Annotated in this window: 17 protein-coding genes; 5 read left to right on the forward strand and 12 right to left on the reverse strand. The window is 38.6% G+C overall.

Features of this window, described 5'->3' with window-relative positions; translation table 11 throughout:
• Positions 1 to 71 precede the first annotated feature (71 nt).
• From C5S62_RS06000 to C5S62_RS06010, 3 genes are all read left to right on the forward strand, one after another.
• A complete protein-coding gene (locus C5S62_RS06000; RefSeq protein ID WP_190311557.1) occupies positions 72 to 2,093 on the forward strand; it encodes a tetratricopeptide repeat protein in 2,022 nt (673 codons plus the stop codon).
• Positions 2,094 to 2,278: 185 nt separating this feature from the next.
• Positions 2,279 to 3,919: a diphosphate--fructose-6-phosphate 1-phosphotransferase gene (locus tag C5S62_RS06005; RefSeq protein ID WP_104404494.1), complete on the forward strand. Its 1,641-nt coding sequence runs from the start codon at positions 2,279 to 2,281 to the stop codon at positions 3,917 to 3,919.
• Between the two features lie 116 nt (positions 3,920 to 4,035).
• A complete protein-coding gene (locus C5S62_RS06010; RefSeq protein WP_172486157.1) occupies positions 4,036 to 4,860 on the forward strand; it encodes a glycoside hydrolase family 25 protein in 825 nt (274 codons plus the stop codon).
• Between the two features lie 55 nt (positions 4,861 to 4,915).
• Here the strand turns inward: C5S62_RS06010 and C5S62_RS06015 are convergent, their stop codons facing one another.
• Entirely contained in the window at positions 4,916 to 5,452 is a 537-nt protein-coding gene (locus tag C5S62_RS06015; protein WP_223301167.1) for a GNAT family N-acetyltransferase, read from the reverse strand.
• A 591-nt stretch (positions 5,453 to 6,043) separates the two neighbouring features.
• Here C5S62_RS06015 and C5S62_RS06020 point away from each other — a divergent pair.
• The gene (locus C5S62_RS06020) at positions 6,044 to 6,358 is read left to right on the forward strand and encodes a T9SS C-terminal target domain-containing protein (protein ID WP_104404497.1); all 315 of its coding nucleotides are present in this window, start codon (positions 6,044 to 6,046) and stop codon (positions 6,356 to 6,358) included.
• A gap of 122 nt (positions 6,359 to 6,480) precedes the next feature.
• Here C5S62_RS06020 and C5S62_RS06025 read toward each other — a convergent pair whose 3' ends face one another.
• Positions 6,481 to 7,146 carry an HAD family hydrolase gene (locus C5S62_RS06025; RefSeq protein ID WP_104404498.1) on the reverse strand — a complete coding sequence of 222 codons (666 nt, stop codon included), beginning with the start codon at positions 7,144 to 7,146 and terminating at the stop codon, positions 6,481 to 6,483.
• 103 nt (positions 7,147 to 7,249) lie between these two features.
• Here C5S62_RS06025 and C5S62_RS06030 point away from each other — a divergent pair, with 103 nt between their 5' ends.
• Positions 7,250 to 8,731 carry a glycoside hydrolase family 125 protein gene (locus C5S62_RS06030; protein ID WP_104404499.1) on the forward strand — a complete coding sequence of 494 codons (1,482 nt, stop codon included), beginning with the start codon at positions 7,250 to 7,252 and terminating at the stop codon, positions 8,729 to 8,731.
• Between the two features lie 73 nt (positions 8,732 to 8,804).
• On the opposite strand, the gene C5S62_RS06035 is transcribed toward C5S62_RS06030, so the two are convergent.
• The 10 genes from C5S62_RS06035 to C5S62_RS06080 form a co-directional block, all read right to left on the reverse strand.
• On the reverse strand, positions 8,805 to 9,488 hold the full coding sequence (locus C5S62_RS06035; RefSeq protein ID WP_104404500.1) for a Crp/Fnr family transcriptional regulator: 684 nt from the start codon (positions 9,486 to 9,488) through the stop codon (positions 8,805 to 8,807).
• Positions 9,489 to 9,526: 38 nt separating this feature from the next.
• Positions 9,527 to 10,537: an FAD:protein FMN transferase gene (locus tag C5S62_RS06040; protein WP_104404501.1), complete on the reverse strand. Its 1,011-nt coding sequence runs from the start codon at positions 10,535 to 10,537 to the stop codon at positions 9,527 to 9,529.
• 11 nt (positions 10,538 to 10,548) lie between these two features.
• Positions 10,549 to 11,109, reverse strand: coding sequence for a manganese efflux pump MntP family protein (locus C5S62_RS06045; RefSeq protein WP_104404502.1), 561 nt, complete (start codon positions 11,107 to 11,109; stop codon positions 10,549 to 10,551).
• An 81-nt stretch (positions 11,110 to 11,190) separates the two neighbouring features.
• Entirely contained in the window at positions 11,191 to 11,934 is a 744-nt protein-coding gene (locus C5S62_RS06050) for a DUF6048 family protein (protein WP_104404503.1), read from the reverse strand.
• Positions 11,882 to 12,391 carry a DUF6452 family protein gene (locus C5S62_RS06055; RefSeq protein WP_104404504.1) on the reverse strand — a complete coding sequence of 170 codons (510 nt, stop codon included), beginning with the start codon at positions 12,389 to 12,391 and terminating at the stop codon, positions 11,882 to 11,884. The genes C5S62_RS06050 and C5S62_RS06055 overlap by 53 nt, the downstream gene beginning before the upstream one ends.
• Positions 12,392 to 12,418: 27 nt before the next feature.
• Entirely contained in the window at positions 12,419 to 13,384 is a 966-nt protein-coding gene (locus C5S62_RS06060; RefSeq protein WP_104404505.1) for a glycosyltransferase family 2 protein, read from the reverse strand.
• Between the two features lie 35 nt (positions 13,385 to 13,419).
• Positions 13,420 to 14,001: a DUF4199 domain-containing protein gene (locus C5S62_RS06065; protein WP_104404506.1), complete on the reverse strand. Its 582-nt coding sequence runs from the start codon at positions 13,999 to 14,001 to the stop codon at positions 13,420 to 13,422.
• A 494-nt stretch (positions 14,002 to 14,495) separates the two neighbouring features.
• On the reverse strand, positions 14,496 to 15,098 hold the full coding sequence (locus tag C5S62_RS06070) for an ATPase (protein ID WP_223301164.1): 603 nt from the start codon (positions 15,096 to 15,098) through the stop codon (positions 14,496 to 14,498).
• Between the two features lie 208 nt (positions 15,099 to 15,306).
• Positions 15,307 to 15,879, reverse strand: coding sequence for a 5-formyltetrahydrofolate cyclo-ligase (locus C5S62_RS06075; RefSeq protein ID WP_223301165.1), 573 nt, complete (start codon positions 15,877 to 15,879; stop codon positions 15,307 to 15,309).
• Entirely contained in the window at positions 15,861 to 17,597 is a 1,737-nt protein-coding gene (locus C5S62_RS06080) for a S41 family peptidase (RefSeq protein WP_104404509.1), read from the reverse strand. Before C5S62_RS06080 ends, C5S62_RS06075 begins: the two co-directional genes overlap by 19 nt.
• Positions 17,598 to 17,606 lie beyond the last annotated feature (9 nt).

Consider the following 17,606-nt stretch of genomic DNA (forward strand, 5'->3'; position numbering starts at 1 on the left):
TACTTCATGAACAATTGAAGGAACATCTGAAACAGTATCATTTACTAAGTGCGTTGTCTACACTTAAAACGATGAGCCAAGGATTGACAATAGCCACTGTCCAAGATGACATAGAAAAATTAGCTGGCGATTACAGAATGATGCTCAATTATATGGGCAAAGGATTTGATGATCCGGAACGCCATCACTTATTTGAGGTCTTCATAAGACGCGCTGATGAATTGGCAGATGCTATTTCACGTGAAAATGAATTGGCTGTCGGCACGTCATTATATGCACGAACATGGAATACATTACAATTGATGAATGAGCCGCATGACATTTCTTCAATAAATATTTCAGACTGTTCATACAGACAAATCTATGAAGTGTTTTGGACGTCTAAATTATGGACACAATCTGAAATAGACATTACAAAAAAATGGGTGCAATCTGCAGAAGTTGAACATTTGAAAAAATGCGTTTTGATTAGTGCGGTAATGATGGCCGTATTACGGCATTTTGATATAAATAAAACACGTTTTCTCTTAGACATTTATTCGAGTGAAGATCTTACTTTACGTGCAAGAGCTTTGGTTGGGGTTGTCCTTGTGTGTATTATGTGGCCCAAGCGTCTTTTAATGTATGAAGATATTATCGCAAGAATTAGTTTACTAGCAGATGAAGAAAAATTTCGCAATCATCTTCAAATAATTCAGACGCAACTGTTTTTAAGTTCAGTAACTCAAAATCTAGAAAAGCAATTACATAATGAAATTCTGCCGGAAATGATGAGACAAGCCCAAAATCTGAAGCAGAATGGTAATTTATCTTTTAAAGACGCCGAAGATCTTTCAAAATTACTGGATATCAATCCCCATTGGGAGCAACCAGGAAATGATGACAATTTTATGCAGAAAATGAAGTCATTAGTAGAGATGCAGCAGCAAGGCGCTGACATCTTTATAGGTACTTTCAAAATGATTAAATCCAAATATCCTTTTTTCAATGTAGCAGCAAACTGGTTCTGCCCGTTTAGCAAAAAAAATCCGGAAGTTGCCCGATTCTTAGAAAAGAATAAATTGTTTAGCAAATTATTGAATAATGAACAGTTATGTAATTCAGACAAATATGCCCTGGCATTTATGTTTGGCGACATGCCTGTTTTTCTTGACAGTATTCAAAATGAAGAATTAAACAATGCCCTTGAAAAAGAATTTTCCGGAATAAATCATTTGTCAATGCCGCTGATGGATGATGAAAGAACCCTTCGGATTTATTTACAAGATCTTTATCGTTATTTCAAACTTTTTCGTTATAGTGAGAATTCAGAGAACCCTTTTAAGCAAAACCTGCTTCTAACAGAAAACGCGTTGTTAAGTGCAGTTTTGGATGATGAAAACACTTTAGGGCAACTTGCTAATTTTGCATTCTCTCAAAAGTCTTACCATTTGTCACGACAACTTTATCTGCGGATGCAGCCATCGGCTATTATTCTACAGAAAATAGGCTATAGCTATCAAATTGAGAATCGCTATGAAGAAGCTATATCAGCCTACGAGAAAGCACGAATATTTCATGAAAATGATGAGTGGACATTAAAGCAGTTGGGAAACTGTTATGGATTTACAAACAACGTACACGCTGCACTTGAGTGTTACCTTCAGCTAGAACTAATTAATCAGGAAGATACTGACGTTTTATTACATTTAGCTGAATGTTTTTTGCAACTGAATGATCCAAAATCTGCTTTTCAAAAACTATATAAAGCAGATTATTTATCAGAAAATAACGATGATGTTCTTCGCGGTTTAGCCTGGTGTTCCTTACTTGATGGAATGCCTGAACAAGCTATGGCGTATTACCAACGTTTACTGGCTAAATCTCCATTACCAACAGATTATCTCAATGCAGGTCATGCAGCATGGATATCCGGAGATTTACCATCTGCTATCAACCGGTATGCCACCTATCTGAGACAACATGAGAAAACAGAAGATCTTTCTATGATTCTAGCTAAAGACAACACTCTCTTTTACAAATACAATCTCGTTAAAATAGATTTTTGCCTGATGCAGGATTTAGTGAATTATGAACTTGGAATAGCTGAATAACAAAAGAATAACACATCTCCTTATCAGTTACAAATTTAAGTTAGTCCGAACTCTATTGATTATATTGATGAACATAATTATTTATGTAATCTTATAAAATCAAGGTTTTTCGGTTTGTATGGAAAAGTTTTTGTAATTTTGCGCAAAGGATTTATCATTTATTACAACAATATTAGAATTTCTTTATGGAAAAAAGCGCATTACAGATTGCCCGTTCTGCCTATCAGCCCAAATTACCGTTGGGATTGCGTGGCAATGTAAGTATCAAAGAAGGCGAACCCACACAAAGCGTAGGTAATCAGGAAGAAATCAAAACTCTCTTCCCCAACACTTACGGTATGCCTCTCGTTGAGTTTGTACCTTCAGAAGAGAAACGTACATATGAGCCAATGAATATCGGTATTATTCTTTCTGGCGGTCAGGCTCCTGGTGGTCATAATGTTATCTGCGGTCTTTTTGACGAATTGAAAAAGCAGTGTCCTGAAAACAAACTTTACGGTTTCCTCATGGGACCTGGCGGTTTGGTTGACCATAAATATATTGAAATCACAGCTGAGATCATAGATGAATATCGTAATACTGGCGGTTTTGATATGATTGGTTCCGGCCGTACGAAATTGGAAAAGGAAGAACAATTTGAGAGTGGCTTAAAAGTTATTCGTGAATTGGATATAAAAGCTATCGTCATTATTGGCGGTGACGACTCCAACACTAATGCTTGTGTACTTGCAGAATATTACGCTGCCAAACAATATGGCGTTCAGGTTATCGGATGTCCCAAAACGATTGACGGTGACTTGAAGAATGAACAAATCGAAACAAGTTTTGGTTTCGATACAGCCTGTAAGACCTATGCAGAAGTAATAGGCAATATCCAGCGTGATGCTAATTCTGCCCGTAAATATTGGCACTTTATAAAATTGATGGGACGTTCCGCAAGCCATATCGCTTTGGAATGTGCATTGCAATGTCAGCCCAATATATGCATCATAAGTGAAGAGGTTGAAGAAAAGAATATGACTCTCGACGATATTGTAACATATATCGCTGAGGTCGTAGCCAAACGTGCCGCATCAGGTAATAACTTTGGTACCGTACTTATTCCGGAAGGTCTTATAGAATTTATTCCGGCTATGAAAAAGTTGATTGCCGAACTTAACGACTTACTTGCAACTTCTGAAGCAGCCAGTGTGGAAGCAGACAACCAACGCAATTGGATCATGGGCAAACTCTCTGCAGAGAATGCTGCTATCTATGCAAGCCTGCCGGAAGGTGTAGCCAAACAACTTACAATGGAACGTGATCCGCACGGTAATGTACAAGTTTCGCTCATCGAAACAGAAAAACTGCTATCAGAAATGGTGGCAAAGAAATTACAGGAATGGAAAGTGAATGGCAATTTTGACGGTAAATTCGCTGCGCAGCATCATTTCTTCGGTTATGAAGGCCGTTGCGCTGCTCCGTCTAACTATGATGCTGACTATTGCTATGCTCTTGGTACGAGTGCCGCACAACTTGTAGCTAATGGAAAGACTGGTTATATGGCCATCGTTAAAAACACGACTGCTCCTGCGGAACAATGGATTGCCGGTGGTGTGCCTATCACGATGATGATGAATATGGAACGTCGTCATGGCGAAATGAAACCCGTTATTAAGAAAGCATTGGTACGTCTTGACGATGCACCTTTCCAGACTTTTGTGGCAAATCGTGAGGAATGGGCGGAAAAAACTTGTTTTGTATATCCTGGTCCTATCCAATACTTTGGCCCGACTGAGGTTTGCGACCAATGTACCATAACGCTTAAACTTGAGCAAAATAAGTAATATTTACTTAAAGGTATAATAGACACATTGACAATTAGCAGTTATTTGTTACCAACACAACATCTAACGAATAATAGCTAATTGTCAATGTTATTGTTTATTTGATAATTTTTCTTTTGGCTGCACATAGACAATATAGACGGCGTAAACGGAGCGGAACATCTTCTGCTATATGGAATTTCCTGACCAAACGAACAACAAAACAAATTCGTTTGACTGGAGGTGCTATTCTTTTGTCAGTGTATGCTTACTTTTTTTACGTGTACATAGTAGCCCCTTTTACTCAAAGTTGGCGTGGCATTTATGGAGAAACCCACTTACCTGAAGGATACTCCATTCGTGGCATAGATGTGAGTCACCATCAGGGAGATATAGACTGGAACAAAGTCCGTCGTTCTGAAATAGGCAATACTCCTATAAGTTTTGTTTTTATTAAGGCAACAGAAGGAGAAAGCTTGGTCGACCCTAAGTTCAAGGAAAATATTTTAAAGGCCCGAGAGGTTGGACTGGCATGCGGAGCCTATCATTATTTTTTACCGGGAGTTGCTGCAGAAGATCAAGCCCGTAATTTTATCCGTAATGTAAAGCTGCAAGCCGGTGACCTTCCACCAGTATTAGATGTTGAAGTCTTAGGAGATTTAACTAAAGAACAACTCAGGGCAGAAACATTGAAGTGGTTGAAAATTATAGAGTTACATTATAAAACCCGCCCAATTCTTTATACTTATTATAAATTCAGAAAGCAATATCTTAACTCTATTGTTTTTGACCATTACCCTTATTGGATTGCTCATTATTATGTAGACACCTTACATTACGATGGTGCCTGGAAATTTTGGCAGCATACAGATCGAGGACGTGTTAAGGGTATCAGAGGTAATGTCGACATCAACACATACAATGGTTCCTTATATGATCTTCAACAACTTATGATTAAGTAAATACAACAAGAGGATATTACCCTAAGAGTGCGTTAAACGGCTGGTATTGCTCAGTTTACTCGAAAAAAATATCAGGATAACGAACAACTCCAGATATGTTATCCGCAGCATTAGGGCGTAACTCAATGATCATACAGCAATCAGATGGGACATCAAAAGGAAACTCTATACCAAAATCAATAGCTCTGCGATAACCGAATCGTGGATAATAATCCTTATGCCCAAGCAAGACTGCAGTATCATATCCAAGCAAAACTGCTTTTTTATGTGCTTCCTTAAGCAGTCTTCCACCGATTCCAAGTTTTTGAAATTCAGGGAGAACCGACAGCGGAGCAACCCCTAATGAAGATACAATGATGTTTTTCGATACAATTTCAACCTCTGTGAGCAGGATATATCCAACAATTTTCTGATTGTCTGTTTCTGCAACCAATGACAGTTCCGGAATAAATGTATTTGACTGATGAAGCCGTTCAACCAAAAAGTGTTCTTGATGATCACTTTCCTCTACATCAGCAAACGCAGCCATGATTAAATCATAAATCATAGGGCTATCGCTATTTTGTTCTTGACGGATAATGACATTCGCAATGCAAATGTAAAAAATAAGAGCAACAAACTTACAACATTTATTTTAGTATTCAAACTTCATGTCTCATTATTTCCGTAGAAATTATCTTTACCTAATCCCCAAAAACAGGATTCCAACTTTAACATATTTAACCTTTGGTTACATTTTGAAGTGTTAATACATACATTCTAAATGCTGATTAGGAAAAAGTCCGTATCGAAATTTTAACACGAGTACTTGAATTTTTAATTCCAATACGGATAATTCATCACAAAAATACATAGGAAAACTACTTGATTATACTTGAAAAACAGGCAAAAAGCGAGACATCCAATAAGAATGTCCCGCTTCGCTATTACAAATATACAACTTTTTTCCGTCGAAACCAAATAGTGTTAAAATTCTACGTTGCTTTATCTTTCACAGAATGTTTCGGCAAACACAGCAGTTAGAAATCGTCAAATTTTCAGATTATCAATCTTTTCATTAAGATGCCCGGCTATTTTTAGTACGAATCAGAAAGTATTATGCAATATCATGTAAAAACTCCCGTTTCATTTGTTTGTTCTATAAAACTTTAATATATTTGTAGACGTAAAAATTAGAACAAGCATGAAGATAAAATATATCATTACGTTATTATTGTCTTTTTTCCTTTTGACTCCTCAAATTGTAAGGGCAACGAATGAACAACCGGATGTTACATTCTCCTTGGAACAAAGGGAAGAAATCAGCCTAAGTGTCAAAGGATCAAGCGTAAGAATACATAACGCTTCAGGACTGAAACTGGAAGTTTTTAGCCTGACAGGCGCCAAGGTTGCAGAATACAAAATAGACACCGCTGACAAAACCGTCTCATTGAATGTCAGTAGGGGACTTTTTGTGCTGAAAGTCGGTAAAATAACACGTAAGATATCCATTCTATAACATAAAGAGCCTGAAATTGCAAATGCACCTTATTACCATAATATGAAAGGTGCATTTCTGATATTTACGTGACAGAAACCAGTGAAGTTCAGTTTTTTTAAAAAGACATTAACAACGTTCTTTCAAATAGAAGTATCCAATAAGTACAAAAGTTCTTTTGGAGAATGAATATAATGTATATTGTGATATTGGCTCCTTAAAAAACACTCATCACGGAATCCCCAAAGGACGACAATGCAATCAATACCTGCATTTTTAGCCGTTTCAATATCTATTTCAGAATCTCCCACATAAATAGTTTCGTCCTTTCGGCTTCCCAAAGCGTTCATCGCGGCAATGACAGCATCCGGATTAGGTTTCCGACGCACCGTTGCACTTTCTCCAACAGCAGAAGAGATATGTTTCTTGAAAAAATGATTGTTGAGCTGTTCTACTGCAGGTTGTAGTTTGTTTGAAACAATTGCCATCTTTATTTTTCGCTTTTTCAGTTCCTCCAATAATGGAAGGATACCGTCAAATGGCCGTGTCGTATCTTGGCAATGCTCCATATAATATGTCCTAAAGCAGTTGAAAACCTTTTCAAAAATTTCATCACTATCATTCTTACCTAAAGAACACTTGACCAAAGATTTTACCCCGTTACCTAAAAAAGTCCGAATCTCATTAGTGGTACGTTGGGGATAACCATTTGTTTTTAAGGCATAGTTGACACTTGCAGCCAAATCCTCAAGAGTATTGAGCAATGTGCCGTCCAAATCAAATATGACAGTAGTAATCTGCTTGAGCATAACGTTTCTATTTTAGAGTGTAAAGTTACTATTTTATTGTATAATATTCCTCTGCAATAAAGTACTTTAATACTTTTCAGTATCTTTGCAAAAAAGATAATTTATGCTTAGAATACTCCTTATTTCTATTTTTTTGGTGCTGCCTTTAGTCAGTATCAACTGCTCTCCTTTATTTATCTTAAAGGAAACCTCTTTTTTCACATTACAAAAAGATAGTTCTATTTACAGGAAATACAGTACAGCCCGCCCATCTAACCGCGCTTTCACCTCATCAGCTATAGAACATTGCATTGACAGCGTGACACATTTGCTTACCAACGAAAAATTAGTGTGGATGTTTTCCAACTGTTTTCCCAATACGCTTGACACAACAGTGAAATACCGTTGTCTTCAAAATGGTGATGATGATACTTTTATCATTACCGGAGATATTCCCGCCATGTGGTTGCGCGACTCAGGTGCACAAGTTTGGCCCTATCTTCGTTTTGTCAAGAAAGATTTAGCTCTGCGCCATCTTGTTCGGGGAGTCATTCGTCGGCAGTTACGCTGCATTTTAATAGATCCTTATGCCAACGCTTTTACAGAATGTCCTGACAGTATCAGTCCCAAGTGGAGTAATGATTACACAGAAATGCGCCCCGGTGTGTTTGAGCGGAAATATGAATTGGACTCCCAATGTTACCCCATCCGTTTAGCCCATGCTTATTGGAAAGAGACACAGGATTCTTCCGTTTTTGACAGCCTTTGGATAAACGCGATCGAAACCATCCTGAAAACAATGAGAAAACAGCAGTGTAAAGAGGGCGACAATGAGTATAAATTTCAGCGAACCACTCACGCTATGCACGATACACAGTCTAATTACGGTTTAGGACATCCGGCCCGTCCCTGTGGCATGATAGCTCAGGCTTTCCGTCCTTCCGATGACTGTACTATATTTCCTTACAATATCCCGGGGAATATTATGGCCGGTCATTCTCTTGCCCATGCTGCTGAGATTCTGGAAAAGGTAAACGTCAATTATAAGCTGGCAAGGGAATGCAGACAACTTTCTGAGGAGATTAAGAAAGGGGTTGAGACTTTTGGAATTGTCAGCCACCCTCACTATGGAAATATTTATGCTTATGAAGTTGACGGTTATGGTGGTGTACTTTTAATGGATGACGCAAATATCCCTTCATTACTTTCTCTGCCATATATCAGTGATGTTGCTATTTCGGATTCCATTTATCAAAACACCCGGCGTTTTGTATGGAGTACAGATAATCCTTACTTCTTCTCAGGCAGGGCAGGTGAGGGGATAGGGGGACCACATGTGGGAATGCACTATATTTGGCCAATGAGTCTCATTATGCGTGCTTTGACTTCTACGGATGACAAAGAACTGATAATCTGTCTGCAATCTTTGCTCCATACGGATGGAGATACTGGCTTTATTCATGAAGCATTTCACAAGGATGATTCCAGACGCTTTACACGTTCTTGGTTCGCTTGGGGCAACACTCTTTTCGGAGAACTAATTCTTAAACTTATCGACGAAGGAAAACTTAATTTGCTGAACAGTTCTATAGTAGAAACAAAGTAGAGAATATTCTATTAGTCCCAATCAAAATTAAATCAAGGATGAATAGTAAAAATCACTGATCATGCAAACCTTCTTAGCCATAATTCTGAATAAGAGCTTCAAAAGAAGGGATAACGATATTTCCACGGCGCATTTCCACTAGTTTTTTATCTTGCAAATCATGTAACATACGTGAAACATTCAAGCGTGTCTCATTCAACTCCCAGGCTAATTGTTCCATCTTTATTTTAAGCACTTTATGTCCGGCCGGCCTGAGGCTGCGGTTAATGAGAAAACGAACAAAACGATTGTTAAGATGATTAGGGGTCGCACGCCAAAGAAGTAACGAAGCTTGTTGCATTTGCGTACTGACCATATTCAAATAATTTATACGGAAAGTAGGATAATAAAAAAGGATGTCACGTACTGCTGCTTTTTCAACTTTCAGTAATTCTGTAGATGAAGTCGTAGAAAATGTACGGGTATAGCGTGTGCGCAAACCAAAAAGAGCTTCAGGCTGTATGACCATCGGCTGATCAAAATACTCATACAAAATATAGGTATGTTCATTACTCGTTTGATGAACACAAATATTACCGCTTAAAATAAAATGGAGTACGTCACAAGGAGTGTCTTGTTCGACGATAAGCGCTTCACGTGAAAGCTTTTGAAAACCTATGCGGATTCGTTCTGCTATTTCCCAAAATTCCGTTTTACCAATACCTTGAAACAAAGGTAATAGCAGTAAACGTTCAAAGAAAACACTTTTAGGTTGCATGTTGAATCAATGAATAGGAAATTTTTCTTATTCTTGTTTTAATCTTTTTCGTCTTGAAAGTTCTGTGAAGCCCAAGTCGCATAGTCTCCATTTTCCACCGTATAAATAAGAAAAGCAGCTATTTCCGAATGCTTGGATAGAACTTCCTGAGTTCTTTTTTTCCCAAGCACCATAAACGCCGTAGCATAAGCGTCAGCCGTGGCACAATCCGGAGCTATAACTGTTGCAGAAAGTACATCATGCTGTATGGGCTTACCTGTATGAGGATTAATAGTGTGGGCATACCTCTTACCGTTTTTAACATAGAAACGCCGATAGTTGCCACTGGTTGCGAGAGCTTTATCTTTTACACGTAAAACTTTTTGAATATGATTTCCGTTATTAGCAGGTTGAGCTATACCTATTTCCCATGGACGACCGTCAGGATGCTGTCCGCGTGCTACTACTTCTCCACCAATTTCAACCATAAAATCATTGACAGAATGTTTGGTTAGTAAACGTGCTATACGGTCTACAGCATACCCTTTGGCCACAGAACTGAAATCTAGCATAATACGTTCGTCATTCTTCACAATACGTTCTTCAACCAGTCGGATTTTATCCATTCCCACAAAAGCAAGTAAACTGTCAACTTGCCTGTCCGTCAAATCTGTTTTATTTTTATATCCAAATCCCCATGCATTTACAAGGGGAGCCACAGTTACGTCAAATGCGCCTTGAGTTTGTTGCGATATCTTTTTTGACAGTGTGAATACTTCGCACAACATTTCATCCGTTTGTGAGCTTTTATTTGTATTGATACGCGAAACTGTGCTATTAGGATTAAACATGGATAATGACAGATCTACACAATGTAATTCTGCTAAAATCTGACTTTCCAAAGAGTCTTTACCTACATATTTTATATTATAGACTGTACCAAATATGGATCCAGAATAGTGATGAAGAACTGTCGGCTTATGACGCTTTAAAATGAATACAGTTCCTACAATCAGAAAAAGAAGAAAAGAAAATTGAGCAATTCTTTTTAGTTTTAAATTAAATGCCATGACAAATGATTTTAAACAGATAAATGTAAGTAAAGCACTTTTGCACCTATCGCTAGAAAAATTAAACCACCAATAAGTTCTGCCGGACAGTTAAACCTACGGCCTATTTTCACACCTATATATTTACCATTCAATGTCAATATAAAAGAAAAAAGGCCTATTATGAGGATTGGAAATCCGATATTCTCAAATCCGTCAACTCCCATTCCTGTAAAAGAAAACCCTACAGCTAAAGCATCAATACTGGTTGCCAATGCTAAAATCAATATAGTTGAAAACCGTGACGGATTAAAATGTGGGACTTCGCTTTCTCCATTAAAATACTCCCGTATCATTTTCCCACCTAACAAAGCCAGAAGAAAAAAAGCAATCCAATGATCATATGCCTCTACATCATATTTTAAAAAATAAGCCCCTAACCAACCTATGAAAGGCATAATGGCTTGAAACAGCCCGAAAAAGAAAGCCATCACCCATACCTGTCCCCCCATTTTCCTTTGAATAATACCGCAACTGATGCTTACAGTAAAGCAATCTATACCTAATGCAATGGCCAGTAATATTATTTCCATCGTTTACGTCTATATTTTATTTAAAACAATTTGGTGATATATAAAAGAGATAAATGGAACGTTTCAGAGATGGAGTCATTTTTAAATGTCAAAAATCAAGTTGAATGTGCCAGATAGTGCACTTGCTGAATTACGCCCGAATCCAGGAACATACCAAGCCTGTCCTACTTCAGCATGTTTATTTGACAGTCTGAACCGATATCGTACAGACCATCCTAAATGAAGAACTCCCCAAACCTTTGCCTCCATACCAAAAACAAATTCAGCCCAATGCACATTACTATTCAGATTACTAAAATGAAAAGGCGTATGTGTGCCCCAAATGGAATCTTCGATATCAGGACCATCCAAATCATATTTGAAAGAAGAAAAGCCATAGCGCATCCCTCCCAGAATACGGCCAAGTCCATGAATATCTTTAGCAAAATTATAGTCGCACCCCACACGAAAATAAGGAGCCTTAGTCTTAAAGTGCAGGCTAGTTGTCTCATTGGTGTGGTTGCTGATTCCACATCCTACTTCAATTGTAGGGAAGAAACGGCCTTTCAAGTTAACCCGCGCAGCGGCTTCAATTTGGCCAAAAGGGGAGAATGCGGCCATAACAGCACCTGCCATATCTCCGGATACAGAAAAGCCATTCAAAAGCGGTACCTTTTTGTTCCTAAGAGAATCTATGGCATTTTCAAACTGAATGCCTCTGACTCTGACAGCCGTGGTATCTCCTTCTACTTTTGAAGCGCTGCCTGTGCCCCATGCTGCAGCAACCGAGGGCTTAATGGCTAACAGTAGAACGAAGATATAGCTTAATATTTTCAATATTCTCATAATCAACAACCTTTCTGACTATTGCAGCACTATCAACTGTAAGTGGAAATTCTTTCAAAGCATGTGAAGTCCATCTGACAGATGTCAATTGATGAAAAATTGAGGCCGGACAGTCTAAAGACTCAAAATGTGGAACATTATTATGCGAAATGAACAGTGTATCGGTAGCGGAACGAGTTGCGTCTGAAAAATTCAAAAGCAATGTATCCATTTCACTTCCTTGCCTGAGAGGTAATAAGAAAGCATCAATATTTTGTGCCTGATTAAGCAGAATGCTATCTTTACTTCCTCCGGTAGACACAGTCAGTACATGAGTAAGAGTTAACGACGCACCATCCTCTGCACGGTATAAGCCACAAGTCATTTCAACAACATTGTCCAAAGGGCAGTCAATATTGGTACATGCGACCGACAACGGCAGCAGGACCATGGCCATTATTTTTCTTATAAAAAGCATGATATCAATTCCTTTTTAAGGAAACGGTTAGATTTCCGCCTCAATTTGATAGTTATTTCTGCCTGGAGCATTACGACTTATAAGCTCACCTAAGAAACCGGCCACAAAAAGTTGCGTGCCAAGAATCATTGTTGTCAAAGCAATGTAAAAGTAAGGTGAATCAGCGATTAATGGAGCAGGAACATCTTGGCAAATAGCCACCAGCTTAATAGAACCAACAATAATTACGGCTATGAAACCGAAAAAAAACATAATGGACCCTAAGAAGCCGAACACATGCATCGGTTTCAGGCCGAAACTTCCCATAAACCATAATGAAAGCAAATCCAAGTAACCATTGACAAAGCGGTTAAGCCCTCCGAATTTTGTTTTACCAAACTTACGCGCCTGATGCTGTACCACTTTTTCACCAATTTTCCCGAAACCGGCATTTTTTGCCAAATAGGGAATATAACGGTGCATTTCACCATACACCTCTATGTTTTTCACAACATCATGACGATAAGCTTTCAAACCGCAATTAAAATCATGTAAATTTTTAATGCCGCTTACTTTACGCGCCGTAGCATTAAAAAGTTTGGTGGGAATGGTTTTTGATATGGGGTCATAACGTTTTTGTTTATATCCGGATACAAGATCATATCCATCATGTGTTATCATACGATAGAGTTCCGGAATTTCATCAGGAGAATCCTGAAGGTCTGCATCCATAGTGATAACCACTTCGCCACATGCTGCACGGAATCCACAAAACAGAGCAGGTGATTTGCCATAGTTGCGACGGAATTTTATGCCATGGACATTTTCATCGCCAGCCGCCAACTGGTTTATGACTTCCCATGAGGTATCGGTGCTTCCATCATTCACAAAAATAATTTCATACGAGAAGTTATTTTCATTCATAACCCGCTTAATCCATGCGTAAAGTTCGGGTAAACTTTCCGCTTCATTATAAAGCGGTACAACTACAGAGATATTTTTCTTGTATTTCATTGACATTTGGCTGAAACTATATTTGATTGATTTGATTATCTTTCTATTTTTAAAGGACTTGTCCTGCGGCATATCAGGCCGATGACAAGCGAAAATACCGGAGCAGACAGCACAGTGATATAAATGATCAGTCCGGCATAATTGGCTGCAGAAATACCACGCATTCCTGCAACAAGTTCTTCAGGGGTAAGAACACTGCCATCGGGCATGGTGAGAGGAAAACCGTTACGGCTAAGTTCTTCAACCACTTGTGGCTGTTTGAGCATTTGTTCGTAAACATCAAACACATATCCGTGGTCGAAATAGGATAAATACACAAAGACTCCGGCTGCAATCCACAATGCGGCATAAATCCCCATCATCAATGAGAAAACAAAACCTCTTCCTAACGTAAAAACTTCACTCTTCAAGGTCACATTACGTCTGAAACGCAGCGCCAGCAAAGTTGCCACTACAGGACTTCCTATAAACATCAGTGTATTAACAACCGATAGAAACGTTTGTGAAAACGAAAGAATCATTATGAACAAATTCAACAATCCCCATCCACCGAGCAACAGACCATACTGCATGGCAAAGGCATTAGTCTGCCTGAAATTATTAACGGTTCTTTCCATTTAATTGTTTTATTGTATTCAAATGCAAAGATAGTGCAAATGAGTGAAGAGGAAAAATAAACCCTTTTGTTTTTCCTCTACATTATGGCAACAAACCTTGATTTCTTTTCCATAACAACAAGTATTGCCTATTGATTCACACTCTAATTTAGATTTTATAAACAAAAAAACATAACTTCCGTACTTTAACACTTCTTGCTTTTACCAAAAAAATGTCGTATACTTGTATAGTATTGTAGGGAGGTTCATCGAACTTCCCTTTTTAATATAATGAAACGTGCAATTAAGGGGAGGAAAGTCTGTATTGCCGTAAAAAATCCAAGTATTCTAATTTTTACAAGCCGTATTCTTGTTTTTTTGCTCCCTAATATCTGAATAAGAAGATATATCTATACCGTTTTTTACAAGTTTGTTTTACCAACAAAGGTTAAAAGTGTTAAATATTAAACGGTTTTCTATCCCTAAAAAATACTAATATGTCTTAAATTCGGTATTTAAATATTTCTCCATCTTTCCAGAGGTTCCCGTATTATTCGTCCGATATTCACATTATTGTGACAAGCGGCCTCTTGCAAAGAGTTCTGAAAAAAATAGGCGATACTTCCCACAAAATGAACAGGAAGTTCCGGATGATGATAAGCTAAAATATTACGCTTGAAAAAACTATCAAAGGCACTGAAAAGCAATTGTTGTATTTCCGGATGAGACTCGTGTTTTTTTAGAAATGGGGTAAAACTGGCTAAATAGCGGTTAGGCAGTGGCTCACGATATACCCGCTGCAAGACCTCATCTACAGTCAGACTATAAACCGCTCTAAAATCTTCTGCCAATTCCTCAGAAAGCAAATGCTTGTAAATATTAGCCAAAAGAACTTTTCCTAAAAAAGCGCCACTTCCTTCATCTCCCAAAATATATCCTAAAGGAGAGATATTGTTCACGATTTCGGTTCCGTCAAATAAACAACTATTGGCACCGGTGCCAAGAATACAGGCTATAGCTGCTTCATGCCCACAAAGAGCGCGGGCAGCACACAACATGTCGGAAGCCACTTCTATATTTGCTCCGGAAAAATGACGGGACAGGATGGCATGTACCATCTGTCCTTGTTTGGAACGGCAACCGGCACCATAAAAACGTATGTCGGACAGAAAACCATTGAGGGGAATTTGCGGAAGAAGCTCGTCCCTTATGACTGATTCTATAAATTCTTCCGATTGTATGAAAGGATTGATACCTTGCGTACGGCAAGAAGCTACAACAAAATCCTTATCGGTCAGAAGCCAATCAGTTTTTGTACTGCCACTGTCAGATATAAGTTTCATTTTGAACAGAAAAAAAGTTTACTTGAAAAATTTCATCCATTAGGATGTCGTGTGTCGAGTGGGGGATAGTTTCAAAAAGCTGATAAGGAAAGGCTAATCCTATTTTATACACACACGCAAATGCAGGATGGGCAAGCAGACGGTCATAAAAACCTTTTCCTCGCCCCAGACGATGTTTGTCAACATCAAAGGCCATACCGGGAATGATGGCCAAATCAATATCATCGTATGCAACTAGATCCTGTCCTTGCGGCTCCATAATCCGAAAGGCACCTTCTTTCAAATATTCAGGTCCTTTGTAAAGCCTTAATCGGAGATTCTTTCCTTCACAAACGGGTAAATATATATTTTTCTTATCACACCATTTATCAATGAAGCGATGGGTTGAAGGCTCATCCGGCAACGAATGAAACAGCAACACGATTTTAGCGGCCTGAAAGCGCGGGTGTTTTTCCAAATGCGCCATCATTTTTTCAGAATAAGCTTGTCGTTCCAAGGGGGAATATTGCAGATGACGTTCTTTTATGTATCGGCGCATTATCGCTTTGGAGAACATATAGCCAAGTTTGATGAATGAGGAATAAAATCGTTCATTCTGATATTCTTATCGTTTGGGGGACATTTCATCATAAGGAAAGCGACTTTCTTTTCCTTTACAGGGGCTATCGGAAAGGACTGATTATTTCTGAAAAGTTCCAAAGCCTTTATAACAGCCGGATCAGTGTCATTGGCGTAATGAGTGGCAGCGGCTACTCCCATAACATCATTGATGATACCGGTTAACAAATGTTCGACAAAAAGATGATGCGCCTCCTTTATCATACGGTTTCGACGTTTCAAACCATTTTGAGAAGCAAAAAGTACAAAGGATTCCACGACATTTTGCTTTTCTATATATTTGACCAAATCCGACAATGATTCGCATTCATTAAGTTTCTCACGATGCTTGTCAGTGAAAATGTAAGCATATTCATTAATCATACCCGATAAATAAGCCTCTCTAAAGTAGGAGTTCATACCGGTTGTATCACGTGCGATGAATACATCGGGAATGATGCCGCCTCCACCATAAACAACACGCCCGATACGGGTATGATATTTGGTACCTGAAGGCTTGATACTGTCGCTCGAGAAGTACTCGCCGTGCTCGGCACGGGTTATAAGATCTTGCTGATAATCCTCTTCATCTCCAGGAGTATAGGGCTTTTGCAAACAACGTCCTGAAGGGGTATAATAGCGAGCCTTTGTTAGACGGAGCATTGAACCGTCATTAAATTCGATTGGTATCTGTACCAGTCCTTTGCCAAAAGTGCGACGCCCTATAACCATACCACGGTCATTGTCCTGTATCGCTCCTGCTAAAATTTCACTGGCTGATGCTGAAACTTCATCCACCAATATGGCTAACGGCATTGTCTGATAGGCTCCATTACCGTCGCTGGTAAATTCTTCCCGCGGCGATTTGCGCCCTTTAGTATAAACTATCAGTCTTTTTTTAGGCAAAAATTCATTGGCAATCTGCACTGCAGGAGTCATATAGCCTCCTAAATTCCCGCGCAAGTCTATAATGAGATTTTTTAATCCCTCACTGTTCAACGTTGCCAAAGCCGCTAAAAATTCAGCATAAGTGGTATCACCAAAACTATTGATTCGAACATATCCGGTAGTCTTATCTATCATATATACAGCATCAATACTTTTTACGGGAACATCACCGCGTATAATGCTGATATTCTTGATATCCCGTTGACCGGCACGGGTAATTCCAAGACGAACCGTTGTACCGCTTTTCCCTTTAAGACGTTTCATGGTCTCATCATTATTGACTTTCTTACCAACATAGGTGGTACCATCAATAGAGACAATTCGATCTCCGGCTTGTACACCTGCACTTTCAGAGGGGCCGCCTTCAATTACACGTATAACACGTACAGTATCACGATAAATCATGAATTGTATACCAATACCAGAAAAACTTCCTCTAAGATCTTGCATGGACGTTTCCACTTCTTTTGCTGGAATATAAACGGAATGAGGATCTAATTTCTTTAATATTTCCGGTAATGACTCTTCTATAAGTTTATTGAGATCTACCTTATCAACATATTGGTCATCAACAATATGAAGCAGACTATTAAGTTTATCGCTCGAATTGATAATATTAAGTCGATTACCTGAAAAATGATTAGCATAAAAAGTTCCGACAGCAATACCAGCCACAATACCGAGAGCTACAAGAAGTGGCATGAAACGGGAGGTTCTATTATTATTCATTATTTTAGC

Source organism: Prevotella sp. MGM2 (assembly GCF_002933955.1).
Classification (GTDB): Bacteria; Bacteroidota; Bacteroidia; order Bacteroidales; family Bacteroidaceae; genus Alloprevotella.